The organism is Roseibium sp. QJM3NY_11, from assembly GCF_056173175.1.
Map to the genome: position 1 here is coordinate 5,285,592 of NZ_CM149660.1, position 23,500 is coordinate 5,309,091.

At 64.0% G+C, this 23,500-nt stretch carries 18 protein-coding genes; 6 read left to right on the top strand and 12 right to left on the bottom strand.

Features of this window, described 5'->3' with window-relative positions:
• Positions 1-4 precede the first annotated feature (4 nt).
• The 11 genes from AC0VX3_RS24235 to AC0VX3_RS24285 form a co-directional block, all read right to left on the bottom strand.
• Positions 5-1,225 (bottom strand): phosphopentomutase, encoded by a 1,221-nt coding sequence (locus tag AC0VX3_RS24235; RefSeq protein WP_475522657.1) that lies wholly within the window; start codon positions 1,223-1,225, stop codon positions 5-7.
• 84 nt (positions 1,226-1,309) lie between these two features.
• On the bottom strand, positions 1,310-2,626 hold the full coding sequence (gene deoA / locus AC0VX3_RS24240) for a thymidine phosphorylase (RefSeq protein ID WP_475522658.1): 1,317 nt from the start codon (positions 2,624-2,626) through the stop codon (positions 1,310-1,312).
• A gap of 5 nt (positions 2,627-2,631) precedes the next feature.
• Positions 2,632-3,408, bottom strand: a complete 777-nt coding sequence (gene deoC / locus AC0VX3_RS24245; protein WP_475522659.1) for a deoxyribose-phosphate aldolase — start codon at positions 3,406-3,408, stop codon at positions 2,632-2,634.
• Complete coding sequence (locus AC0VX3_RS24250; protein ID WP_475522660.1) at positions 3,405-4,214, bottom strand: purine-nucleoside phosphorylase; 810 nt, start codon at positions 4,212-4,214, stop codon at positions 3,405-3,407. Before AC0VX3_RS24250 ends, deoC begins: the two co-directional genes overlap by 4 nt.
• Positions 4,211-4,618 (bottom strand): cytidine deaminase, encoded by a 408-nt coding sequence (locus AC0VX3_RS24255; protein ID WP_348145736.1) that lies wholly within the window; start codon positions 4,616-4,618, stop codon positions 4,211-4,213. The genes AC0VX3_RS24250 and AC0VX3_RS24255 overlap by 4 nt, the downstream gene beginning before the upstream one ends.
• Positions 4,615-5,589: an ABC transporter permease gene (locus AC0VX3_RS24260; RefSeq protein WP_475522661.1), complete on the bottom strand. Its 975-nt coding sequence runs from the start codon at positions 5,587-5,589 to the stop codon at positions 4,615-4,617. The genes AC0VX3_RS24255 and AC0VX3_RS24260 overlap by 4 nt, the downstream gene beginning before the upstream one ends.
• A complete protein-coding gene (locus AC0VX3_RS24265) occupies positions 5,586-6,692 on the bottom strand; it encodes an ABC transporter permease (protein WP_475522662.1) in 1,107 nt (368 codons plus the stop codon). Before AC0VX3_RS24265 ends, AC0VX3_RS24260 begins: the two co-directional genes overlap by 4 nt.
• Positions 6,689-8,245, bottom strand: a complete 1,557-nt coding sequence (locus AC0VX3_RS24270) for an ABC transporter ATP-binding protein (RefSeq protein WP_475522663.1) — start codon at positions 8,243-8,245, stop codon at positions 6,689-6,691. Before AC0VX3_RS24270 ends, AC0VX3_RS24265 begins: the two co-directional genes overlap by 4 nt.
• Before the next feature lie 76 nt (positions 8,246-8,321).
• Positions 8,322-9,317 carry a BMP family lipoprotein gene (locus tag AC0VX3_RS24275; protein ID WP_475522664.1) on the bottom strand — a complete coding sequence of 332 codons (996 nt, stop codon included), beginning with the start codon at positions 9,315-9,317 and terminating at the stop codon, positions 8,322-8,324.
• Between the two features lie 80 nt (positions 9,318-9,397).
• A complete protein-coding gene (locus AC0VX3_RS24280) occupies positions 9,398-10,399 on the bottom strand; it encodes a BMP family lipoprotein (RefSeq protein ID WP_475522665.1) in 1,002 nt (333 codons plus the stop codon).
• 67 nt (positions 10,400-10,466) lie between these two features.
• Entirely contained in the window at positions 10,467-11,444 is a 978-nt protein-coding gene (locus tag AC0VX3_RS24285; RefSeq protein WP_342891292.1) for a sugar-binding transcriptional regulator, read from the bottom strand.
• A gap of 838 nt (positions 11,445-12,282) precedes the next feature.
• Between AC0VX3_RS24285 and AC0VX3_RS24290 the strand changes: the two genes are divergently transcribed.
• The 4 genes from AC0VX3_RS24290 to hrpB all read left to right on the top strand — a co-directional run bounded on the left by AC0VX3_RS24290 (position 12,283) and on the right by hrpB (position 17,270).
• Positions 12,283-13,134, top strand: coding sequence for a DUF1194 domain-containing protein (locus AC0VX3_RS24290; RefSeq protein WP_475522666.1), 852 nt, complete (start codon positions 12,283-12,285; stop codon positions 13,132-13,134).
• A gap of 185 nt (positions 13,135-13,319) precedes the next feature.
• Positions 13,320-13,751 carry a methylglyoxal synthase gene (locus AC0VX3_RS24295; protein WP_475522667.1) on the top strand — a complete coding sequence of 144 codons (432 nt, stop codon included), beginning with the start codon at positions 13,320-13,322 and terminating at the stop codon, positions 13,749-13,751.
• A complete protein-coding gene (locus AC0VX3_RS24300) occupies positions 13,748-14,788 on the top strand; it encodes an ROK family protein (protein WP_475522668.1) in 1,041 nt (346 codons plus the stop codon). The genes AC0VX3_RS24295 and AC0VX3_RS24300 overlap by 4 nt, the downstream gene beginning before the upstream one ends.
• A gap of 10 nt (positions 14,789-14,798) precedes the next feature.
• On the top strand, positions 14,799-17,270 hold the full coding sequence (gene hrpB, locus AC0VX3_RS24305) for an ATP-dependent helicase HrpB (protein WP_475522669.1): 2,472 nt from the start codon (positions 14,799-14,801) through the stop codon (positions 17,268-17,270).
• A gap of 1,174 nt (positions 17,271-18,444) precedes the next feature.
• On the opposite strand, the gene putA is transcribed toward hrpB, so the two are convergent.
• Positions 18,445-21,585 (bottom strand): bifunctional proline dehydrogenase/L-glutamate gamma-semialdehyde dehydrogenase PutA, encoded by a 3,141-nt coding sequence (gene putA / locus AC0VX3_RS24310; protein ID WP_475522670.1) that lies wholly within the window; start codon positions 21,583-21,585, stop codon positions 18,445-18,447.
• Positions 21,586-21,723: 138 nt separating this feature from the next.
• Between putA and AC0VX3_RS24315 the strand changes: the two genes are divergently transcribed.
• Positions 21,724-22,179, top strand: a complete 456-nt coding sequence (locus tag AC0VX3_RS24315) for an Lrp/AsnC ligand binding domain-containing protein (RefSeq protein ID WP_342891298.1) — start codon at positions 21,724-21,726, stop codon at positions 22,177-22,179.
• A gap of 96 nt (positions 22,180-22,275) precedes the next feature.
• Entirely contained in the window at positions 22,276-23,499 is a 1,224-nt protein-coding gene (locus AC0VX3_RS24320) for an ABC transporter substrate-binding protein (RefSeq protein WP_475522671.1), read from the top strand.
• The last annotated feature ends 1 nt before the right edge of the window (position 23,500 follow it).

Here is a 23,500-nt window from a genome sequence, read left to right on the forward strand (position 1 = left end):
CAGGCTACAGGAAACTGGTGCCGTTAGGGCCTGTCGCGATGGCGAGATGATCGGCGACACTCTCGCCGATATCGGCAAAGGTCGCCCGTCCCCCCACGCTGCGACCGGAGATGCCCGGACCCGTCGCGATCACCGGCACGTTTTCGCGGGTGTGGTCGGTGCCTTTCCAGGTCGGGTCACAGCCATGATCCGCGGTCAGGACCAGGAGATCGCCGTCCCGCATCCGGGCGATCATTTCCGGCAGGCGGGTGTCGAAATGCTCAAGCGCGGCGGCGTAGCCGGGAACATCGCGGCGGTGTCCGTAGAGGCTGTCGAAGTCGATGAAATTGGCGAAAACCAGATCGCCGTCCGTTGCAAGATCCATGGCTTCGAGGGTCTTGTCGAACAGCGCATCATTGCCGGCTCCCTTCAGGACCTTCGAGACCCCCTGATGGGCGAAGATATCGGAGATCTTGCCGATGCCGTAGACCTTGCGGCCTTCGGCGACCAGCCGGTCGAGCAGGGTCGGCTCAGGCGGCAGCACCGAATAGTCGCGCCGGTTGGCGGTGCGCTGAAAGGTGTCGGCGCTGTCACCGGTGAACGGGCGGGCGATAACACGGCCGATGTTGTAGGGATCGGCGAATTTCCGGGTTATCTCGCACAGCTCATAGAGCTTCTCCAGGCCGTAGTGTTCCTCATGCGCGGCGATCTGGATGACCGAATCCGCCGAGGTGTAGAAGATCGGCTTGCCGGTGCGCACGTGTTCCTCACCGAGTTCGGCCAGGATCACCGTGCCGGAGGCATGCTTGTTGCCCAGAATCCCGTCCAGCCCGGCCTTCTCGCTGATCCGGGCGATCAGCTCGTCCGGAAAGGTCGGAATGGTTTCGGGAAAATAACCCCAGTCGAAGCGCACGGGCACACAGGCGATCTCCCAGTGGCCGGACGGTGTGTCCTTGCCGTTGGAGACTTCCGCCGCATAGCCCCACAGCCCTTCCGGATCACCGGAAAAGCCCAGTCCCGGCACATCCTTGCCGGTCGACAGCCTGCCGGCGGCGCCGAGGCCCAGCCGGTCCATGTTGGGGACCTTGAGCGGACCGCTGCGCAGGCCGGCCTTGTCCGCCAGGCCTGCCGCGCATGTCTCGGCGATATGGCCCAAGGTGTCTGCGCCGGCATCGCCGAAGGCCTCCGCGTCTGCAGCACCGCCGATGCCGAAACTGTCCAGCACGCACAGAATTGCACGAGGCATGGGCATCTCCTCAATTTTATCTTTGCCGGTTTCCGCAGAACCGGAGGGGCGCCGGGACAGGGGCATCCCGGTGCAATTTTCTGCTTAAGGCGCGATCCGGCCGACGACGCCCGGCCGGTCGATGACATCGATCGCCGCCCCGAGCGTATAGGCCTTGCGCAAGGCGATGGCCGCCTGTTCCGCGTCTTGTTCGGTCTTCGCATGAACGATCGCCAGCGGCGCATCCGCATCGACCGAATTGCCGACCCCGGCAAGATCCGTCAGGCCGACAGCCGGATCGATCACGTCCGCCGCCGCCCTGCGGCCACCGCCAAGGGCAACCACGGCCACGCCGACCGCCCGGGTATCGACCGCCGTCACCACGCCCGGCTGATCCGCATAGACCGGCGCCTGCACCGGCGCCTTGGCCAGATAGAGCTCTGCCTTGTCCATGAAGTCCGCCGGTCCCCCCAGTGCATGCACCATCTGCGCGAATTTCTCCGCCGCCTTGCCGCTCTGAAAGGCTTGCCGCATCATCTCGCAACCGGCCTCGGCGGTGGGCGCGATGCCGCCGGTGGCCAGCAGCTCGCCGCCCTGGGCGACCGTCACGTCCCAAAGACGATTGTCGATGGCAGTGCCCTTCAGGAAGTCGACCGCATTCTGCATTTCCACCGCGTTGCCGGCGGCCGAGGCCAACGGCTCGTTCATGTCGGTCAGGAGAGCCGTCGTCTTCAGACCGGCACCATTGGCCACGAGCACAAGGCTTTCGGCCAGGGCGCGGGCTTCTTCCAGAGATCCCATGAACGCGCCGGTGCCCCATTTGACATCGAGCACCAGCCCCTGCAGGCCGGCAGCCAGTTTCTTCGACAGGATCGAGGCCGTGATCAGATCGATGCTTTCCACCGTGCCGGTGACGTCGCGGATGGCGTAGAAGCGCTTGTCCGCCGGGGCAAGATTGCCGGTCTGACCGATGACGGCGCAGCCGATCTCGCGCACCACCTTCTTGAAGAGCGCGTTGTCGGGCTGGGTCTGGTAACCGGGAATGCTGTCGAACTTGTCCAGCGTGCCACCGGTGTGACCGAGGCCGCGCCCGGAGATCATCGGCACGGCCGCCCCGCAGGCCGCCAGCGCGGGCGCCAGCATCAGGGAGACATTGTCGCCGACACCACCGGTGGAATGCTTGTCGAGAACGGGCGCGTCGATGCCGGACCAGTCCAGGACGTCGCCGCTGTCGCGCATGGCCAGTGTCAGGGCGACCCGCTCGTCCACGGTGAGGCCCTTGAAAAAGACCGCCATCGCCAATGCGGCCACCTGACCTTCCGTGACGGATCCATCGGCGAGACCCTTCACGAAGAAGGCGATTTCCTGCGCGTCGAGGGTGCCCCCGTCACGTTTTTTCCGGATGAGTTCCTGAGGCAACATGGTCGTCAGTATCCTTGATTGGGCGTGTGCCCACCGCCCTCGATCGTGGCAATCAGAGCATCCAGCAATCCGCTCGCACCAAACCGGAAGGTGTGGGCGGACACCCAGTTGCGGCCCATGATCCTGTCGGCGAGCGCCAGGTAGGACGCCGCGTCCTCGGATGTCCTGATCCCGCCCGCCGGCTTGAAGCCGATCACCCGCTCGCCATCGTCGCGCCGGGCCTCCTCGATCACGGTCAGCATGATTTCGGCGACCTCCAGCGTCGCGTTGACCTCGGCCTTGCCGGTCGAGGTCTTGATGAAATCCGCGCCCGCGGCGATGGCGACATTCGAGGCCGCGTGGATCAGCAGCGGATCGCCGATCTCGCCGGTTTCCAGAATGACCTTGAGTAGAACGGGCGCGGGCAAGGCTTCCTTGACCCGGATGATCTGTTCCTCGGCAAACCCCTTGCGGCCGGAAACGAACGCCCTGTAGGCCATCACCAGGTCTATCTCGTTCGCACCGTCCGCGATCGCCTGCCGGGTTTCGGCCAGCACCGCATCGGTGTCCTCGCCGCCCTGCGGAAAGTTGACAACCGTGGCGACCCTGACGCCGGTGCCCTTCAATTCATTCGCAGCCTGGGCGACGAAACGCGGCCAGACGCAGACGGCCGCGACCGAGCCGTGGTCCGTCACGGTCCGGCTCACCAGTCCGGTGATGTCCGCGGAGGTGCAATCGTCATTGAGGTTGGTCAGGTCGACCAGCCCGAGGGCGCGTTTCGCCGTTTCGATCATGTCGGTCATTCGCCAATCTCCTTCACGAAGGCCCGCACCAGTTCCTTCATCCGGTCCATGCCCTGAAGCGCGACGGACTTGGTCTGGTCATGAGAGAGCGCATTGGCCTGCATGCCGGCACCATAGTTGGTGACGATCGACATGGCGGCAACGCGGAGCCCCAGGAAACGGGCCATGATGACTTCCGGAACCGTGGACATGCCGACGGCATCGGCACCGAGCAACCTGGCCATGCGGATCTCTGCCGGGGTCTCGAAGGACGGACCGGAGAACCACATGTAGACCCCCTCGGCGATCGCGTCGCCGGTTTCCGCGGCCACCTTCTTCATGGCGGTGCGCAGGTCCGGATCATAGGCCGCGCTCATGTCGAGGAAACGTTTTTCGTCTTCCTCGCCGATCAGCGGGTTCCTGCCGGACCAGTTGATGTGGTCGCAAATCAGCATTGGCGATCCCGGCGCGACATCCTCGCGCAGGGAGCCGGCCGCATTGGTCGCCAGCAGGATCTCGCAGCCGAGTTCCTTCAGCGTTTCCACGGGCGTGCGCATGACGGAAGGATCGCCGCCTTCATAAAAATGGGCCCGCCCAGACAGGATCACCACCGGGACGCCGGCCAGCGTTCCGGCCACCAGTTCACTGGAATGGGACGTCACGGAGGACACCGGAAATTCCGTCAGGTGCGAATAGGGAATGCGCACCGCGTCCTCGACCTCGTCGGCCAGCGCGCCGAGGCCGGAACCAAGAATCATGCCGATCCTGTAAGACCCCTTGCGGGCGGCGCGGACAATCTCCGCGCATTCACGGCCGTAACCACTCATCGAGAGCCAGTCCTTTTTTCTTCAAGTTCAAATGCCGCCGGCAGCAGCTCGTCCATGGTGAAGCTGCGCCGGATGCCTTCCAGATCCGCGACATGGACGACAAGAGTGTCCGTGCCGAATTCCTTGAGCCGCTGGCGACACATGCCGCAGGGTGTGCACAGGGCCGCGTCGCCGATCACGAGCGCCTCGGAGATCTCCCGGTGACCTGCCGCGATCATCGCGCTGACGGCGCCTCCTTCAGCGCAGACACTGACCGGGTAGGATGCGTTCTCCACATTGCAACCGGTGAAGACCGAGCCATCCGGTGTCCGCAGGGCGGCGCCGACCAGGAAATTCGAATACGGAGCATAGGCCCGTTTCCGAACCGTTCTGGCCGCTTCGAACAGGTCGTTCAGATCGGTCATGAGCGCTCCTTCAAATAGGGGACACCGGCAGCCTTCGGCGGGATCGCCTTGCCGATAAAGCCCGCCAGCAGGATCACCGTGAGTATATAAGGCAATGCCTGGAAGAACTGCACCGGAATTTCACCGATGCCCGGAACCTCCTGCCCCTGCATGCGGATGGCAACCGCGTCCAGAAAACCGAACAGCAGGCAGGTGAACATGGCCGCCATCGGGCGCCATTTGGCAAAAATGAGTGCCGCCAGCGCGATGAAGCCCTTGCCCGCGGTCATGTTGACGCCGAAGCCGGCCCCTTGCGCGATCGACAGGTAGGACCCGGCGAAGCCGCACAGAATACCGCAGGCGATGACCGCGCGATACCGCAGCCAGGTCACCGATATGCCGGCCGTGTCGACGGCAGCGGGATTTTCACCGACGGCGCGCAGACGCAGGCCGAACCGGGTGCGGAACAGGATCCGCCAGGTCAGCGGCACCGCCAGGAAGGCGGCATAGACCAGAATGTTGTGCGCCGACAACAGTTCCGCGTAGATCGGACCGATGACCGGCACGTCCCGGATCCCTGCCGCGAACGGCCAGACGATCTCGGTGAACCGGCCGCCTTCGGGAAGCGCCGGTGTCCTGCCGCCCTGACGGAACCAGGTCTGCCCGAGCAGGGCCGTCAATCCGGCGGCCAGGAAGTTGATCGCGACGCCCGACACGATCTGGTTGCCCCGATTGGTGATGGAGGCAAAGCCGTGCAGCAGCCCTAGGGCAACGGAAACCGCGATCCCGGCCAGAAGACCCAGCCAGGCGTTCGCGGTGATGTAGGCGACCGCACCGGCACCGAAGGCAGCACCGAGCATCTTGCCTTCCAGACCGATGTCGACGACACCGGCGCGTTCGGAATACAGGCCGGCGAGACAGGCCAGCAACAGCGGCGTCGACAGGCGCACGGTGGAGTCGAGGATCAGGATGAGGCTCTCGAACATGATCATGCCTCCTCCGCTTGCAAGGGCTGCGCGGGCGTGAACACCCGCACGATGGCCGGGCGAAACATGTATTCAAGCGCGCCGGCAAACAGGATCACCAGACCCTGGATGACGATGATCATGTCGCGGGTGATGCTCGGCATTTCGAAGGACAGCTCCGCGCCACCCTGGTAGAGCATGCCGAACAGGACCGCCGCCAGCGCGATGCCGACCGGATGGGCGCGTCCCATGAGCGCCACCGCGATGCCGACAAAGCCGTAGCCCGTCACGAAGTCGAGCAACAGCCGGTGCTGGGACCCCATGATCTCGTTGATCGCCATCATTCCGGCAAGTCCGCCGGAAATCAGCATGGTGATGATGATGGTGCGCACGGGAGAGATGCCGGCATAGACCGCAGCGGTTGCGTTGGCGCCGAAGGACCGGATTTCAAAACCGAGCCGGGTCCGCCAGATCAGCAGCCAGACCAGGAGACAAGCCAGGATCGCGATGAACAGGGACAGGTTGACGGGCGAATAGCCGAAGCCGAAGGACGGAAACAGGTCGTTCAGCATCGGCAGGCGGCCGCCGTCCTCGAAGGTGCGGGTCTCGGTCTGCATCGAGCCGCGTTCCTTGAGCATGTTGTTGAGCAGGTACCCCATCAGCGACGCCGCGATGAAATTGAACATGATGGTGGTGATCACCACGTGGCTGCCGCGCGTCGCCTGCAGCCAGCCGGGAATGAGCGCCCAGGCGGCGCCGGTCGCGGCGGACCCCAGGATCGCGAAAGGCAGGGTCACGTACCAGGGCACGTAAGTGTCGAGTGCCAGACAGGCCATCGCGACCCCGAGGCCGCCAAGATAGGCCTGGCCCTCGCCGCCGATATTGAAGAGACCCGCGTGAAAGGCGACCGCGACGGCCAGCCCCGTAAAGATGAAGTTGGTGGCATAGAACAGGGTGAAGCCAATGCCTTCGCCGTAGCCGAGCGATCCCCACACCAGGATCTTCACCGCCTCGAGCGGGTTCTCCCCGATCAGGATCACCACAAGGCCGGAGACCAGAAAGGCCGCGGCAAGATTCAAAAACGGGATCAGACCGAGGTCGACCCAGCGCGGAAGCTGACCGGCACTCATCGGACACCTCCCTCGATCGTGTTCCTGTGCGTGTCTTCGACACCCGCCATCAGCAGGCCGAGATCGCCTTCCTCGGCGCCGGCGCCGCGCTCACCGACGATCCTGCCGTCGAACATCACCAGCACGCGGTCGGCCAGAGCCCGGATTTCATCGAGTTCGACTGACACCAGAAGAATGCCCTTGCCCTGGTCCCTGAGTTCGACGAGGCGGCGGTGGATGAATTCGATCGCGCCGATATCGACGCCCCGTGTCGGCTGGCCGACCAGAAGAACCTCCGGGTCGCGCTCGATCTCCCGGGCAAGAACGATCTTCTGCTGGTTGCCGCCCGAAAAGTTGGCGGTTTTCAGCATCGGACTCGGTGGGCGGATGTCGTATTTCTCGATCTCGGCGACCGCGTTCTTCCGGATGGCGCCAAGGTCCAGGAAAAGTCCCCTGGAATAGGCCGGATCGCGATGATAGCCGAGAATGGAATTCTCGTATTCGGCGAAGCTGTTGATCAGCCCCATGCGGTGGCGGTCTTCGGGCACATGCCCCATGTTCTTGTCGCGCATGTCGGCGGCGTCCAGCGTGCTGGTGCCCAGATCGATGGTCTCGCCATTGATCTTCAGCGTTCCGCTGGTGGCCCGACGGATGCCGGACAGGGTTTCCAGAAGCTCCGACTGGCCGTTTCCGGACACCCCGGCAATGCCGACGATCTCGCCGGCGCGGACGTTGAAGGAGACATCCTTGACCACCTGGACGCCGCGGCTGTCGGTCACGGTCAGGTTCTCGACCTCCATGACCGGGGCCTTGGGTTCCGCTGGTTTCTTGTCGACCCTGAGGAGAACGCTGCGTCCGACCATCAGTTCGGCGAGTTCCTCCATGGAAGTGTTCGCCGTCTCCCGTGTCGCCACCATCTCGCCCCGGCGCATGACGGAAACCATGTCGGTCGCGGCCATGATCTCGCGCAGCTTGTGGGTGATCAGGAGAACGGTCTTGCCCTCGTTCTTGAGGACTTCCAGGATCTTGAACAGGTGATCGGCTTCGGCGGGGGTCAGCACGCCGGTCGGCTCGTCCAGGATAAGCACGCCCGCGCTGCGGTAGAGCGCCTTCAGGATCTCCACCCGCTGCTGCAGACCGACCGGCAGATCCTGGATAAGGGCGTCCGGGTCGACGCGCAGCTCGTATTCCTCTTCGAGCCGCTTGAGTTCGGTGCGCGCGCGCGACAGCCCGCCGGCCAGCAACTGGCTGTCCTCGGCTCCCAGCACGACGTTCTCCAGAACCGAGAAATTGTCGACCAGCATGAAGTGCTGGTGGACCATGCCGATGCCCAGACCGATGGCCGCTTTGGAATCGGGGATCGACACCTTGGTGCCGCCCACCAGAATGTCGCCCTCATCGGCCTGATAGAAGCCATAGAGGATCGACATCAGGGTCGACTTGCCGGCCCCGTTCTCGCCGATGATCCCGTGAATGGAGCCTTTCCTGACCACGAGGTCGATATCCTTGTTGGCCTGTACCGGGCCGAAATTCTTGCTGATCTTGCGCAGCTCAATTGCGGGCGTTTCGCTCATGCACTCCCCCGGGCCTGACCGTTTGTCCTTGTCATTATCATGCGCCCCTGTCCCCTCACGTCGTCACCTGTTTCATTCAGAACGGGCATGTTCCGTCGGTGACGACATCATGGACCTTGACGGTGCCGTCGGCGATACCGGCGACGGCACCGTCGGCTGCGGCTTGCATCTGTGGCGTGACAAGATCCCGGTTGTTGTCGTCGAGGACCCAGTCCATGCCGCCCTCCTTGAGTCCGAGCACCTGGATGCCGGGTTCGAAGGAGCCGTTTTCGGCGGTCAGAAAACTGTCATGAACGGCATTGTCGACGCGCTTGCGGATGGAGGTCAGCACCTTGCCCGGATGCAGGCCGTTCTGATTGCTGTCCGTGCCCATGCCGAGCACGCCGGCGTCGGCGGCGGCCTGCAGAACGCCGAGACCGGTCCCGCCGGCCGCCTGGATGATGACATCCGCGCCCCGCCTGATCTGGCTGATCGCCAGTTCGCCACCGCGCAGGGGATCCGTGAAGGCTGCCGGCGTGTCGCCGGCCATGTTGAAAAGCACCCTGGTGTCCGGATCGGCCGCCAGGGCGCCCTGCTTGTAGCCGCACAGGAACCGGCGGATGATCGGGATGTCCATGCCGCCGACGAAGCCGATGGTTCCGCTCGTGGAGGCCATCGCCGCCAGCAGGCCGCCGATATAGGCGCCCTCGTGTTCCTTGAAGACGTAGGACCGGACATTCGGCTGATCGACCACCATGTCGACGATCGCGAAATTCGTTTCCGGGAAATCCGGGGCCACCTGGGACAGCGCATTGGCCTGATTGAAGCCGATGGCAACAATGGGCGCGCTGCCGCGGCGGGCAAGGTTGCGCAGGGCCTGAAGGCTTTGGGAATCGCGTTCAAGAGCGAACTCACGGACCGTGACGCCCGTTTCCTCCTGATACCGCGTCACGCCGGAATAGGCGCTTTCGTTGAAGGAGCCGTCGAACTTGCCGCCGACCGAATAGACGATGGCCGGTTCCGCAGCAGCGGAAGCGGTCCCCAATGCCGCTGCAAACACGGCCGTTAACAGACATGACTTGACGCGTATCATGGCGTTCTCCGCAGTTCGGCTGGCGCATTATCTTGAGGAAAGACCTCCGCGCTCGGTGCGCGGAGGTCCGAGACGTGCCCTCAGAACGGGCAGGATTCGTCGCTCATGTAGTCGTGGACGACGATTTCTCCGGAAACGATCTTCTGGGTCGCTTCCTCGACGGCGGCTTTCATCTTGTCGTTGACCAGGTCGGCATTGTTGTCGTCAAGCGCCCAGTCGACGCCGCCTTCCTTCAGACCGAGAACCTCGAAGCCCGACGACCATGTGTCGTTCTGGGCGTCCTTGAAAGCCTCATAGACGGCAATGTCGACACGCTTGAGCATGGAAGACAGCACGGACCCCGGATGCAGGGCGTTCTGGTTGCTGTCCACGCCGATGCCGAGCTTGCCGGCGTCCGCGGCCGCCTGCAGCACGCCGATGCCGGTGCCGCCGGCGGCGTGGTAGACCACATCCGCGCCGCGATCGAACTGGGACTTGGCAAGTTCACCGCCCTTGACGGGATCGTTCCAGGCCGCGCCGGTGGTGCCGGTCATGTTCTCGAACACTTCGGCATCCGCATTGACCGCATTGACGCCCTGCTTGTAGCCGCAGGCGAACTTGCGGATCAGCGGAATGTCCATGCCGCCGATAAAGCCGACCTTGTCGGTTTCGGAGGCCATCGCGGCCAGCATGCCGACGATGTAGGAGCCTTCATGTTCCTTGAACAGGATCGAACGAACGTTCGGCAGGTCGACGACCATGTCGACGATGGCGAACTGGGTGTCCGGAAATTCCTTGGCGACTTTCTCGACGGCATTCGCCTGGGAGAAGCCGATGGCGACGATCGGGTTCATGCCGCGCTTGGCGAAATTGCGCAGGGCCTGCTCGCGCTGGCTGTCGTTCTGGATCTCGAAGTCGCGGTATTCGGTGCCCGTATCTGCCTTGTATTTTTCGGCGCCCGAATAGGCGGCTTCGTTGAACGACTTGTCGAAACGGCCGCCCAGATCGTAGAGCACGGCCGGCTTGATGTCCGCGGCGGCAGCAGTTGCAACAGACATGGCCAGACCGGCAAGTGCCGTTCCAATGGTAAGAAACTTTTTCACGTGTATGTCCTCCGACATGCGGGGCCTGCCTCATGGCGCGCCCGTTTCCCCTCGTGACACAACCGCCTCAAGCGGACTGCGCCAGCTTCAATCCGGCCCGTGTCCTCAGAGCCCTGGCAAGGGTCTCGTCCGTCACAAGGTCGGTAATGACACCGGTGCGCAGGGCCGCAAGCGTGGCATCCACCTTGCTTTCCCCACCCACCAGCGCAATCACGCGGCGCCCGCGCACTTCATCGAAGTGCAGACCGACGGCGCAATCGCCGAGCGGATCGGGTGCCAGGTTTCCCTCAAGCGTCAGGAACCGGCCCATCAAATCACAGACAGCGCCTCCCGACAGCAATTCTTCCTGTTCGGTCTTGGAAATCATGCCGCGCTGGACCAGATGGCCCTCGTTCTCGACCGAGCCGATGCCGATCAGGAAGGCCTGCGACTGGCGCGCGCGCGTCATCAGGTCCTGAACGCTGCGCTGGGTCAGGAACATGGCCTTTTCACCCTCGTTCTCCGCAAAATACGGCACCGGCAGATAGTATCCGATCCCGCCCGTGCGCTCCTGCATCTTCTGCACGATGTCGTAGGGATTTGCCGCCAGCGTTCTGGTCAGCGAACCGCAGATCGACATGATTTCAAGATCTGACCGGGAAATCCTGGGCAGGGCTTCCACCGCCGCGGTCAGCGTGCGCCCCATGCCGACGCCCAGCCGGGTGACGCCGGAGCCGCCGAGAAGACCGGACAGGAACTGGCCTGCGGAGGCGGCCACGGCCCTCAGAGCGCTGTCGTCGTCGCCGCCGAGATCCGGCGCAATCAGGCAATTGGTCAGCTTGAAGTGGTCGGTGAGCTCGTTTTCAAGCTCCAGGCATTCCAGTGGCCGGCCGTCGATCTGGAACTTCACCAAACCGGCCTTCTGAGCATGGGCAATGAGCCGGTGCACCTTGGCGGGAGACATGCCGAGCTGCGTGGCGATCTCGCCTTGCGTCCGGCCTCCCACAAAGGACAGCCAGGCTGCGCGGATGGCCATATAGGTCGTCCAGTCGTCTCGCGCCTGCATGCCGCCTCGCTACCTTCCCCTGTTTGCCGCGCCGGCCGCCGTGCCAGAGCTTTCCTGTGCACCGCTGTCCGCGCCTCGCCCTCTGCCGGCCCCCGGTTTTCCGCGTCTTCGAGCGTACCGAAAAATTCTTCACCGGCTGAGAATTTCTTCGGATCATGGCGAGCGCAATAGCTGCCGTCAACCAAAAAAAATGCCGAAAAACTGGCCAATTGGCACCTTCCTAGGCAGGAAGTCACCCTCTTGCCCGTTGAAACCGGGCATCGGCAATTTCTGCCTACCGATGCCGCAAAATTAATCAAACCCGGTAAATCCTGCCTGGAAACACGGCAATTTCTGCCCAACGCCTGACGGCAGACCGATTCGCCCGGAAGGCGCGCTTGGTGCGCCTTTGTCGGCTTCGCGGCATTACCATTTTCCACAGGGACGGAAACGAAGGCGTTCGCTCGGCCTGCCGGAGAAGATGGAATGCCTTGCGGAGCCACTTTGTTGACACGGTTGTGAACCGACCTGAAGAGCGAAATTTCAGCGAAAAAACACACGCTTACGGCAATCAAGGTTGCCAGCGGTAATGCGGGCGGAAAATTCTGCCTGGCAAAAAAAACCGCGCAATCCCCACCTGTGGATATGACACGCACTCCGTGCACTTTATCTTTGCCAGCAAAGGAAAAGCCGGTAACTTTGGCATATAGCTTGCTAAGTAAATATTTGAACCCGACAAGGCGTTTGATGACCACTAGGCAAGATTCACGAGGGCCGCGAAGACAAGTAAAAATATAACAAAATATAACTGGGGAGACGTGACCACCCAGCCGCCAGGCTGTCGTTAAGGAGAAAAAGAATGCGTCTCGACATAGTAAAACTGTGCAACCTGACAAGTACGACAATACTACCCATCGTCTGTGCGGCCGTTCTCTTCACCGCACCCGCCGCTGCCCGGGACTATCGTCCGATGTTGCAGGCGGCGAAACAGTACACCTACGACCCGGCCAGCGAAGTGGACGTGGAATTGGTGCTGGCTGTCGACATTTCCCAGTCCATGGACACCGAGGAACAGGAAGTCCAGCGCGCCGGCTATGTGGCGGCCCTGACCTCCAGAGAGTTCCTGGATGCCATCGAGGTCGGCCCGATCGGCCGCGTCGCCGTGACCTACATGGAATGGGGCGGCGTTGACGAGCATTTCATCGTCGCCGACTGGACCGTGATCAGGGACGAAGGCTCGGCCGCCCATTTCGCCTCCAAGATCGCAGAAGCCCCGCTGCGCCAGGTGCAGCGCACTTCAATTGCCTCGGCGCTGGAAAAATCCGTGCAGCTTGTGCAGACCAACCAGTTCATGGGTCTGCGTCAGGTGATCGACATTTCCGGTGACGGCCCGAACAACCAGGGCGGTTCGGTCACGGACATGCGCGACCGGATGGTGGCCGCGGGTGTCACGATCAACGGGCTTCCGCTGATGATGAAGTCGAACAAGAACACCTGGCAGGCCATGCTCAACCTCGACCATTACTACGAGGATTGCGTGATCGGCGGCCCCGGTTCCTTCGCGATCCCGGTGCGGTCCCAGGAGGGCTTCGCCGACGCCATCCGCATGAAGCTGGTTATGGAGATCGCCGGTCTGCACATGCATGAACCCGGCCCCTATTTCCAGCGGGCTTCCGCACGCGAGCCGATCCGCTGCAACCTGTTCGACTGACGCTACGTCTTCCGCGTTCTTTTGCGCCGCGTTCCTCCCGGAGCGCGGCGTTTTTTCGTGCCGCTTCGCTCCGGTGTCCTGCACATGTTCTGCGCGGAAGCCGCGCATCTTCCTTTGCCTAAAGCGCTTTGAAAGGCTAAACAACTTTCCGCAGCCTGTTGCTTCAGTGCAGAAGAGGACCGCCGATGCCTGCCCTTCCAACGCTTGCGCTTGTCGCGCATGACGCCAAGAAAGATCTGATGGTGGAGTTCGCCAGACGCCACCTGGACAAGCTGTCGGATTTCAGTCTTGTGGGCACAGGCACCACCGGCGGCCGGATCCTGGACGCCTGCCCGACGCTCAATCTCAAGCGCCTGAAAAGCGGCCCGCTCGGCGGCGACCAGCAGATCGGCGCGATGATCGCGGAAGGCAAACTCCAGGGTCTGATCTTCTTCGTCGACCCGCTGTCCACCATGCCCCACGATGTCGACGTCAAGGCACTGATGCGGCTCGCCGTTGTCTACGACATGCCCATGGCGCTCAATCCGTCGACGGCGGACATCCTGTTGCGCTCGGCCCGGCTGCAGGGCCTGAAGACCTCCTCCGAGACACCCGAAGTCGGTTCCCTGACCACATGAGTTTTTCAAATCGTTTTAAGTCCTTTGCGTATCCGGTTCTTGTTGCCGATATCGGCGGCACGAATGCGCGTTTCGCGCTGGTGGACGACGCCAGCGCCGAGACACGCATGTGCGGCAAGACCGCGACCGCCGATCATCCGGACATCTCGTCGGCCATCCGCGAAGTGGTCCTGCCGGATGCGCCCCGGAAGCCGCGCACCGCAATCATCGCGGTTGCCGGTCCGGTAACCGGCGACCGGATTCCGCTGACCAACGCCGCGTGGGTGATCGAACCCCTGAAGATGATCGCGGAGCTGGGTCTTCAGGAAGTGATCGTTCTCAACGATTTCGAGGCCCAGGCGCTGGCCCTGCCCGACTATCGGGCCGGGGACGTGGAACAGATCGGCCCGGGAACCAGCCGCACGGGCAGCTCCAAATTCGTGCTTGGGCCCGGAACGGGTCTTGGTGCGGCGGCAATGATTTATGCGGCCAGCACCTGGATCCCGGTGCCGGGAGAAGGCGGACATGTCGAACTCGGTCCCGTCAGCCCCGAAGATTTCGGCATCTGGCCCCATCTGGAGCGGCATGGCGACCGCCTTGGCGCCGAGCAGATTCTGAGCGGCACCGGCATGCCGCATCTTGCCCGGGGCGTGGCGGCCTACCTCAATTCCGAGCGCACTTTCACGACGGCGGCCGACGTGACCCGGGCCGCCGAGGACAATGATCCCGTGGCGGTCAAGACGCTCGAGGTCTTTGCCCGCTGCCTCGGCCGTGTGGCCGGCGATTTCGCGCTGACCGTGCTTGCCCAGGGCGGCGTCTACCTGACCGGCGGCGTGACACTGCGGATCAAGCGCTTCCTGACCGACGGCGGTTTCCGGGCCGCCTTCGAGGCCAAGGCGCCCCATGAGGCCCTGATGGCCAGGATCCCGACCTTCATTGTCCTGCACACGGATCCCGCGCTGGAGGGTCTTGCGTCCTTTGCCCGCACGCCGGGCGCCTTTGCCGTCGACCTGCAGGGACGCCGGTGGATGGTTGGCGGCGCGGCGGAGACACCCTGACGGAGCGTCCATGACCACCGTGCCGACCTTTGGATCCCCGCTTCCGATAGACGGTGTTCTGCCGGAGCTTCTGGAAACGCTCGACACAAGGGCCAATGCGGTGCTGGTGGCCGAGCCCGGAGCCGGCAAGACCACCCGGGTGCCGCTGGCGCTGTTGAACGCGTCCTGGCGCGGCGACGGCAAGATCCTTGTTCTGGAACCGCGACGCCTGGCCGCCCGGGCCGCCGCCCGGCGCATGGCCGGCGACCTCGGCGAAAAGCCCGGCGAGACCGTCGGCTACCGGGTGCGCATGGACACGAAGGTCAGCGCGCGGACCCGGATCGAGGTGATCACCGAGGGTGTCTTCACCCGGTTGATACTCGACGACCCGGAACTGACCGGCGTTGCCGCCGTCCTGTTCGACGAATTCCACGAGCGCTCGCTCGACGGCGACCTGGGACTGGCGCTTGCGCTCGACGTCCAGTCGGCCCTGCGCGACGACCTGCGCCTTGTTCCGATGTCCGCCACCCTTGACGCGGCCGGAATTTCCAGGCTGCTCGGCGATGCTCCCGTGATTGAAAGCAGAGGCCGCAGCTTTCCCGTCGACACCCGGTATCTGGGCCGCAACGCCACCGAGCGGATCGAGGCGCAAGTCGTCCGGGCCATCTCTCAGGCGGTAAACGAAGACACCGGGTCGGTTCTGGTGTTCCTTCCCGGACAAGGGGAAATCCGGCGCACCGCCGGTCTGCTGGACGGCAAGCTTCCCGCCAATTGCCGGATCGCGCCGCTTTACGGCGGGCTCGACGCGAAAATGCAGGACGCCGCCATCCGGCCGGCGGCTGCGGGACAGCGCAAGATCGTTCTTGCCAGCGCCATCGCACAAACCTCCCTGACCATCGAGGGGGTCCGGGTCGTCATCGACAGCGGTCTGGCCCGCGTGCCGAAATTCGAGCCGCAGACTGGCCTTACCCGGCTGGAAACCGTGCGTGTCTCGCGCGCGTCCGCGGATCAGCGCCGGGGCCGCGCGGGCCGGACGGAACCCGGCGTCTGCTACCGGCTCTGGACCGAAGCCCAGACCGCCGCCCTGCCCCGCGCCGAGGCACCGGAAATCCTGGAGGCGGACCTGACCGGGCTCGTTCTGGACCTGGCCGCCTGGGGCACGTTCGATCCCGCGGATCTCGCCTTCGCCGATCCGCCGCCGCAGGCCGCCTGGCGGGAAGCCAGGACGCTGCTCCAGGATCTGCACGCGATCGACAGCACCGGCCGGCTGACGGATGCCGGCAAGGCGCTCGCGGAATTGCCGCTGCATCCGCGCCTGGCCCATATGGTGATCGAGGCAAGCGCGCTGGGGCTTGGCCGCACGGCCGCGCTGATCGCGCTGCTCCTGTCGGAGCCCGGCCTCGGTGGCCGCGATCCGGACTTGCGCGCGCGTCTCCAGGCTCTCCGGCACGACACCAGCCAGCGGGCGAAGGACGGCCGGCTGCTCGCGGATCGCTGGCTGAAACAGGCCGGCGGCTCGGGATCGGGCATCGACATGGAAAGCGCGGGCACGCTGCTGGCACTGGCCTATCCGGACAGGGTCGCGCAACAGCGCGGCCAGACCGGCCGGTTCCGCCTTGCCAACGGCCGTGGCGCCGAACTGGAACCGGAACACGGGCTGGCGCGCGAGCCGTTCCTGACGGTTGCCGACATTCAGGGCAAGGCGGCCAGCGGCCGCATCCAGCTCTGCGCGCCGATATCGAAGGACGACATTGAAGATCTGTTTGCCGCCGACATCATCGAACAGGACGAGGTCCACGTGAGCGGCGACGGCGCGCTGAAGGCGCGGCGCGTCAGGCGCTACAAGGCGGTCGAGCTGAAATCGAGGCAAATCCAGTCTGCGGACCCGGACGCCGTCGAACGCGCCCTGATTGCGGAAATCCGCCGCCGCGGCGTTGCCCAGCTGGACTGGAACAAGGACCAGAAACGCCTGAAGAAACGGGTTGCCTACGCACGCGAAAACGGCGCAGAAGACCTGTCGGACCTGTCGGACGCCGCCTTGAGCAAAAGCCTTGAAACCTGGCTGCAGCCTTATCTGGCGGGCTGTACCGGTCTCGGCGCCATCGATGCCGCCGTTCTCGGCACTGCGCTTTCGGCGCTCCTTCCCTACGACGCCACAGCCAGGCTGGATGCGCTGGCCCCGTCTCATTTCACGGCGCCGACCGGCAGCCGGGTGCCGATCGATTATGGCGCCGCCGCCGGGCCGACGCTGTCGATCCGTGTGCAGGAACTGTTCGGCCTGAGCGACCATCCGAGCCTGTGCGGCGGCAGGCTGCCGCTGATCCTGGAGCTGCTCTCTCCGGCGCAACGTCCAATCCAGATCACCCGCGACTTGCCGGGCTTCTGGGCCGGGTCCTGGGCGGACGTGAAGGCGGACATGAAGGGGCGCTACCCCAGACACCCCTGGCCGGACGACCCGACCGTTGCCGAGGCGACACGGCGGGTGAAGCCGCGGGGGAAGTGACACCGGGGCACTGTGACGGTCCCACAAGGTTCCAAAGATCCGTCAGATCTCCAGCGCCAGAAGGATGTTCCGGAACGGAGAGGCCAGCTGTTCAATGCTCGCGCTGTACAAAGGGGGACTTCATCCTTGCGGGACGCCGCAGCAAAGTCCCCCTCCCCCTTGTGGGGAGGGGTTAGGGGTGGGGCTTTCCAAAGGGTCTTCCGGATTACCGCTTCGCGGTTTACCCCCATCCCTGACCCTTCCCCACAAGGGGGAAGGGAACCAGGCCGAGTTCCAGGGTCTTCCGCAGCTTCCTGCATGGCACTGTGACGGTCCGTCAGATCTCCAGCGCCAGAAGGACGTTCCGGAACAGAGAGGCCAGCTGTTCAATGCTCACGCTGTACAAAGGGGGACTTCATCCATGCGGGACGCCGCAGCAAAGTCCCCCTCCCCCTCGTGGGGAGGGGTTAGGGGTGGGGGTTTCCAAAGGGTCTTCCGGATTACCGCTTCGCGGTTTACCCCCATCCCTGACCCTTCCCCACAAGGGGGACGGGGATCAGGCCGAGTTCCAGGGTCTTCCGCAGTTTCCAACATGGCACTGTGACGGTCCGTCCGATCTCCAGCGCCAGAAGGACGTTCCGGAACGGAGAGGCCAGCTGTTCAATGCTCACGCTGTAAAAGAGAGAACTTCATCCATGCGGGACGCCGCAGCAAAGTCCCCCTCCCCCTCGTGGGGAGGGGTTAGGGGTGGGGGTTTCCAAAGGGTCTTCCGGATTACCGCTTCGCGGTTTACCCCCTTCCCTGACCCTTCCCCACAAGGGGGAAGGGGACCAGGCCGAGTTCCAGGGTCTTCCGCAGTTTCCAACATGGCACTGTGACGGTCCCACAGGGTTCCGACGATCCGTCAGATCTCCAGCGCCAGAAGGACCTCCTGAACGGAGAGGCCAGCTGTTCAATGCTCGCGCTGTACAAAGGGGGACTTCATCCATGCGGGACGCCGCAGCAAAGTCCCCCTCCCCCTTGTGGGGAGGGGTTAGGGGTGGGGGGGGTGCCAACGGGTCTTCCGGATTACCGCTTCGCGGTTTATCCCCTTCCCTGACCCTTCCCCACAAGGGGGACGGGGATCAGGCCGAATGCACGGCTATCACGTCAGCCCAAAGGCGAAGCTTTACAAAATCCACGCAAACGTCACCCGTCAATCGTCCGACGCGGCCACCAGGCTCGCGTTGCCGCCGGCGGCGGCGGTGTTGATCGAGACCACCTGTTCCAGTGCGAACCGGGTCAGATAGGCCGGGCCGCCCGCCTTGGGGCCGGTGCCGGAGAGGCCCGAGCCGCCGAAGGGCTGGGTGCCGACCACCGCGCCGATGGTGTTGCGGTTGACATAGACATTGCCGACGGAAAGCCGATCGACCACCCGCTTCACCGTCGCGTCGATGCGGCTGTGCACGCCGAGGGTCAGGCCGTAGCCGGTGGCATCGATCTCGTCGAGCACCTTGTCGAGGTCTTTCGCCTTGTAACGGACCACATGCAGGACAGGACCGAACACCTCACGGGTCAATGCCCCGGCGCTGTCCAGTTCGACGATATGCGGCGCGACCCAGGAGCCGTTGGCGAGTTTGCCTTGCGGTGTTCTGCCCGCATAGCGCAGCGTCTGGCTTTCCCTCATGTCGTCGACATGAGAGAGAATGCCGTCGCGTGCCTCCTCGTCGATCACCGGGCCGATGTCGGTTGCCGGCAGACGCGGATCGCCGAGCGCCAGTTCCATCGCGGCGCCTTCCAGCATCGTCAGGAGTGTGTCGGCGACATCCTCCTGGACGTAGAGCAGGCGCAGGGCCGAGCAGCGCTGACCGGCCGAGCGGAAGGCGGACATCATGACGTTGTCGCAGACCTGCTCCGGCAATGCGGTCGCGTCGACGAGCATGGCGTTAATGCCGCCGGTCTCGGCAATCAGCGGCACGATCGGGCCGCGTTTGGCCGCAAGCGTGCCGTTGATCGCCCAGGCGGTTTCGGTGGAGCCGGTGAAGGCCACACCGGCGACCGCCGGATGAGAGGTCAGCGCCGCGCCGATGTCGCCTTCTCCCGGGACCAGGTAGAAGGCGTCCTCGGGAACACCTGCCGCATACATCAGCTTCGCCGCCTCGAAGGCGATCAGGGGCGTCTGTTCGGCCGGCTTGGCAACGACCGCATTGCCCGCGAGCAGCGCCGCGCTGATCTGGCCGAGGAAAATCGCCAGCGGGAAGTTCCAGGGCGAAATGCACACGAACACGCCGCGGCCCCGATGGCGGTAGCGGTTCTCCTCGCCGGTCGGGCCCGGCATCAGCCGGCCTTCGCCGAACTGCGTGCGGGCCTCGTTGGCGTAAAAGCGGCAGAAGTCGACCGCTTCGCGAATTTCGGCGATCCCGTCCGTCAGGCACTTGCCGGCCTCGATGACCAGGATCGTCATCAGCCTGTCCCGGTTCTCCTCCAGAAGATCGCCGAGCTTGTCCAGCGCGGCGGCTCGTTCCTCGACGGGCCTGCGGGACCAGGTTTCGAACCCCTTGCGCGCATTGTCGACCGCCTTGCGCGCAGTCTCCTTGTCGGCAAAGCGGACGGTGCCGGCTTTCGTGCTGCCGTCCATGGGGGCGAACACCGGATGGGCATCGCCGGAAGCGCTCAGGCCCTTGCCGAGCGGTCCGGCCTCGGTGAACGGGGCCACCGTCTTTTCCATGCCGCTGACCAGAAGATTGCGTTCAGCGGCCCATCCGAACTCGACACCCGCGGAATTGCTGCGGCTGGCCCCGTACAGGCCCCGCGGCAACGGGATCGACCGGTTTGTCGCGTGGTGGCCGTTGTCGAGTAGTTCCTGCGGCCGCTTGAGCAAGACCTCGACCGGGACGGAGGCATCGCCGACAATGGTCACGAAAGAGGAATTGGCGCCATTTTCAAGAAGGCGGCGGACCAAATAGGCCAGAAGGTCCTTGTGGCCGCCAACCGGCGCATAGATCCGGCACGGAAATCCGTCGCGCTCACAAACGGCCTTGTAGAGACTTTCTCCCATGCCGTGGAGACGCTGGAATTCGTAGCCCTCCGCCTTGCCGCCGGACAGTTCGATGATCTGGGCAATGGTCAGGGCGTTGTGGGTGGCGAATTGCGGATAGAGCACGTCGCGCGCAGCCAGCATGCGCTTGGCGCAGCACAGATAGGACAGGTCCGTTGCCGCCTTGCGGGTGAACACCGGATAGGCGTGCGCGCCGTTTTCCTGGGCATGCTTGATTTCCGTGTCCCAGTAAGCGCCCTTGACGAGACGCACCATCAGCTTGCGTCCTGTCTTGCGGGCGGCCCCGACGAGCCAGTCAATCACGTGTATGCTGCGCTTCTGATAGGCCTGGACCGCAAGCCCGAAGCCGTCCCAGCCCTCGGTCACCGGATCCGACAGCAGCGCTGCAATCACGTCCAGCGAAATCTCGAGCCGGTCGGCTTCCTCGGCATCGATGGTGAAATTGAGATTGCGGTCCCTGGCCATCCGGACGAGTTCGCGCAGCTTCGGCAACAGCTCGTCGCGCACCCGCTCGCCATTGACCGCCTCGTAGCGGGCATGCAGGGCGGACAGTTTGACCGAGATACCAGGCCGGTCCGGCAAGGGCCTGTCGCCAGCGGCCATGCCGATCGCCTCGATGGCATCGGCATAGGACCGGAAATAGCGCTCGGCATCCCTTGCCGTGCGGGCGCCTTCTCCAAGCATGTCATAGGAATACCGGTAGCCTTTGGTTTCCTGGGTCTTCGCACGTTCCAGCGCCTTGTGGATGGTTTCGCCGAGCACGAACTGATGGCCGAGCAATTGCATCGCCTTGCGGGTGGCAACCCGGACCGTCGGCATGCCCATGCGCCTGACCAGGCTCGACAGGATGCTTTGCGGCGTATCACCGGGATGCAGCAGGCGGGAGGTCACGCCCAGCGCCCAGGACGAGGCGGACACCAGCCATGTGTCCGACTTGGGTCCGGACGGATCGTCGAACCGGGCCGCCGCCAGCTTGTCCTCGATCAGCTTGTCCGCCGTCTGGGCATCGGGCACGCGCAGCAGCGCTTCGGCCAGAACCATCATCGCCAGGCCTTCACGTGTGGTCAGGCCGAACTCGCGCATGAAGTCCTCGACACCGCCCAGCCCCACCTGAACCGAGCGCATGTCGTCGATGTAACCGCGGGCCCGCTGGTCGATCAGCTTTTCCACCACGACATCGCCGGCGGCTTCCTTCAGCAGCGCGTCCACAAGCGGTTTGTCGCCGGGGGCATAGGCCGCGCGGAACGGCTCGAGGTCGGTCTGTTCAATCGTCGTTCTGGCAGCGGTGGTCGCGGTCATGGGGGCCTCCCGATGGGCCTGGGGCCCGGTCATCAGATTTCCCTAGAATATTCGATATTCATGGTGTGATATCGCTGTATTTCAGACATTTTTTAGCGTAATCCTCTTTCAAATTGAATATCAGAAAGCTTTTTCACTATGCTTGATGGACTTGACCGGCGCATTCTGAAGGTTCTTCAGGAAGATGGCCGGATTACCAACACCGACCTGTCCGAACGGATCAGCCTGTCGGCAACCGCGACCGCCGAGCGGATGAAGCGCCTGGTCCGGGACGGCTACATCGAGCATTTCTCCGCGAGCCTCAACCCCGGAAAGGTCGGGCGCGGCCTGCTGGTCTTTATCGAAATACGGCTGGAGCGGACGTCTCCGGAGATCTTCGACGCCTTCAAGACCGCCGTCGAACGGTCACCCGACATTCTGGAATGCCACATGGTGGCCGGCGGGTTCGACTACCTGATCAAGAGCCGGGTGCAGGACATGGAAGCCTACCGGGCGTTTCTGTCCGATGTCGTGCTGGCCCTTCCCGGTGTCCGCGGGACCCATACCTACGCGGTTATGGAAGAAATCAAGGACACTCACATCCTGCCGGTGTAGGTGTGAAGGCAGTTCACAAAGCCTTGTCTTGACCGTGCCATGCGGCCTGCGCGAGGGAACGGGTGCGCCTTCGCTCCGGAACCTGAGGACATTTCAATGACCCGACTTCTTGCTGTCACGCTCGGCCTGCTCGCGACGTTGCTGTTGCCTGCTGCGGCGCAGGAGACGGCGCCGGCCGGGGATTCGAAATGGCAGGACGTGCTTCGCGAGGCCAGGGGACAGACCGTCTATTTTCATGCCTGGGGCGGCGAACCGCGTATCAATGCCTATATCGGCTGGGCAGCCCGCGAGGTCGTCCGCGACTTCGGCGTCCGCGTCATCCACGTCAAGGTCAGCGACACGGCGACTGTCGTCTCCCAGGTTCTGGCTGAGAAATCCGTCACAAAATCGTCCGGCGGCGCCGTGGATCTCGTCTGGATCAACGGCGAGAACTTCGCTGCCATGAAATCACAGGGCCTGCTCGCGGGGCCGGGCTGGGCGGAGACCCTGCCCAACTGGCGCCATGTCGATATCGAGAACAAACCGACCGTAAAGGTGGACTTCACCGTGCCGACGGACGGCCAGGAAAGTCCCTGGGGCATGGCCAAGCTGGTGTTCATGTATGACAGCGCGCGCCTCGACACCCCGCCGGTCAGTCTGGAGGCGTTGCTGGCCCATGCCAGGGACAACCCCGGACGGTTCTCCTACCCGCAGCCGCCGAACTTCTATGGCACGACCTTCCTGAAACAGATCCTCGTCGACACAGTCGAAGACAGGGACGCCTTGTCGAGGCCGGTCGACACGGCACGGTTCGCGGATCTGAGCGCGCCCGTGTTTGCCTACCTGGACGAACTCCATGACCTGATGTGGCGGCAGGGCAATGCCTTTCCAAAGAACGCGGCCCACATGCGCCAGCTCCTGGCCGACGGCGCCCTCGACATCGCCTTTTCCTTCAATCCCGGGGACGCGTCCGGCGCGATCGCCAATGGGGAGTTGCCGCCCAGTGTGCGCAGCTTCGTTCTGGACGGCGGCACCATCGGCAATACCCACTTCGTCGCAATCCCCTTCAACAGCTCCAGCACGGCCGGCGCCCGGGTGTTCGCCAACTACCTGCTGTCGCCGGAGGCCCAGTCGCGCAAGCAGGATCCTGAGTTCTGGGGCGATCCGACCGTGCTGAATGTCGCCGCCCTGCCCGGCCGCGAGAAAGCGTTGTTCGAGGCGCTGGACCTCGGCCCCGCAACGCTGACACCGGAAGACCTCGGTCCGGTCCTGCCCGAGCCGCATCCAAGCTGGGTCAGCGCCCTGGAAAAAGCCTGGATCGCCCGCTACGGCGCCAACTAGG

What these genes read in the sequence shown, in the direction of transcription:
- AC0VX3_RS24285 (WP_342891292.1), bottom strand. Translation starts at nt 11,444, where the DNA reads ATGCAGGCGCGAGACGACTGGACGACCTATATGGCCATCCGCGCAGCC.
- AC0VX3_RS24260 (WP_475522661.1), bottom strand. Translation starts at nt 5,589, where the DNA reads ATGATCATGTTCGAGAGCCTCATCCTGATCCTCGACTCCACCGTGCGC.
- AC0VX3_RS24295 (WP_475522667.1), top strand. Translation starts at nt 13,320, where the DNA reads ATGCCTGCCCTTCCAACGCTTGCGCTTGTCGCGCATGACGCCAAGAAA.
- AC0VX3_RS24320 (WP_475522671.1), top strand. Translation starts at nt 22,276, where the DNA reads ATGACCCGACTTCTTGCTGTCACGCTCGGCCTGCTCGCGACGTTGCTG.
- AC0VX3_RS24315 (WP_342891298.1), top strand. Translation starts at nt 21,724, where the DNA reads ATGCTTGATGGACTTGACCGGCGCATTCTGAAGGTTCTTCAGGAAGAT.
- AC0VX3_RS24255 (WP_348145736.1), bottom strand. Translation starts at nt 4,618, where the DNA reads ATGACCGATCTGAACGACCTGTTCGAAGCGGCCAGAACGGTTCGGAAA.
- AC0VX3_RS24250 (WP_475522660.1), bottom strand. Translation starts at nt 4,214, where the DNA reads ATGAGTGGTTACGGCCGTGAATGCGCGGAGATTGTCCGCGCCGCCCGC.
- deoC (WP_475522659.1), bottom strand. Translation starts at nt 3,408, where the DNA reads ATGACCGACATGATCGAAACGGCGAAACGCGCCCTCGGGCTGGTCGAC.
- putA (WP_475522670.1), bottom strand. Translation starts at nt 21,585, where the DNA reads ATGACCGCGACCACCGCTGCCAGAACGACGATTGAACAGACCGACCTC.
- deoA (WP_475522658.1), bottom strand. Translation starts at nt 2,626, where the DNA reads ATGTTGCCTCAGGAACTCATCCGGAAAAAACGTGACGGGGGCACCCTC.
- AC0VX3_RS24275 (WP_475522664.1), bottom strand. Translation starts at nt 9,317, where the DNA reads ATGATACGCGTCAAGTCATGTCTGTTAACGGCCGTGTTTGCAGCGGCA.
- AC0VX3_RS24270 (WP_475522663.1), bottom strand. Translation starts at nt 8,245, where the DNA reads ATGAGCGAAACGCCCGCAATTGAGCTGCGCAAGATCAGCAAGAATTTC.
- AC0VX3_RS24265 (WP_475522662.1), bottom strand. Translation starts at nt 6,692, where the DNA reads ATGAGTGCCGGTCAGCTTCCGCGCTGGGTCGACCTCGGTCTGATCCCG.
- AC0VX3_RS24235 (WP_475522657.1), bottom strand. Translation starts at nt 1,225, where the DNA reads ATGCCTCGTGCAATTCTGTGCGTGCTGGACAGTTTCGGCATCGGCGGT.
- hrpB (WP_475522669.1), top strand. Translation starts at nt 14,799, where the DNA reads ATGACCACCGTGCCGACCTTTGGATCCCCGCTTCCGATAGACGGTGTT.
- AC0VX3_RS24300 (WP_475522668.1), top strand. Translation starts at nt 13,748, where the DNA reads ATGAGTTTTTCAAATCGTTTTAAGTCCTTTGCGTATCCGGTTCTTGTT.
- AC0VX3_RS24290 (WP_475522666.1), top strand. Translation starts at nt 12,283, where the DNA reads ATGCGTCTCGACATAGTAAAACTGTGCAACCTGACAAGTACGACAATA.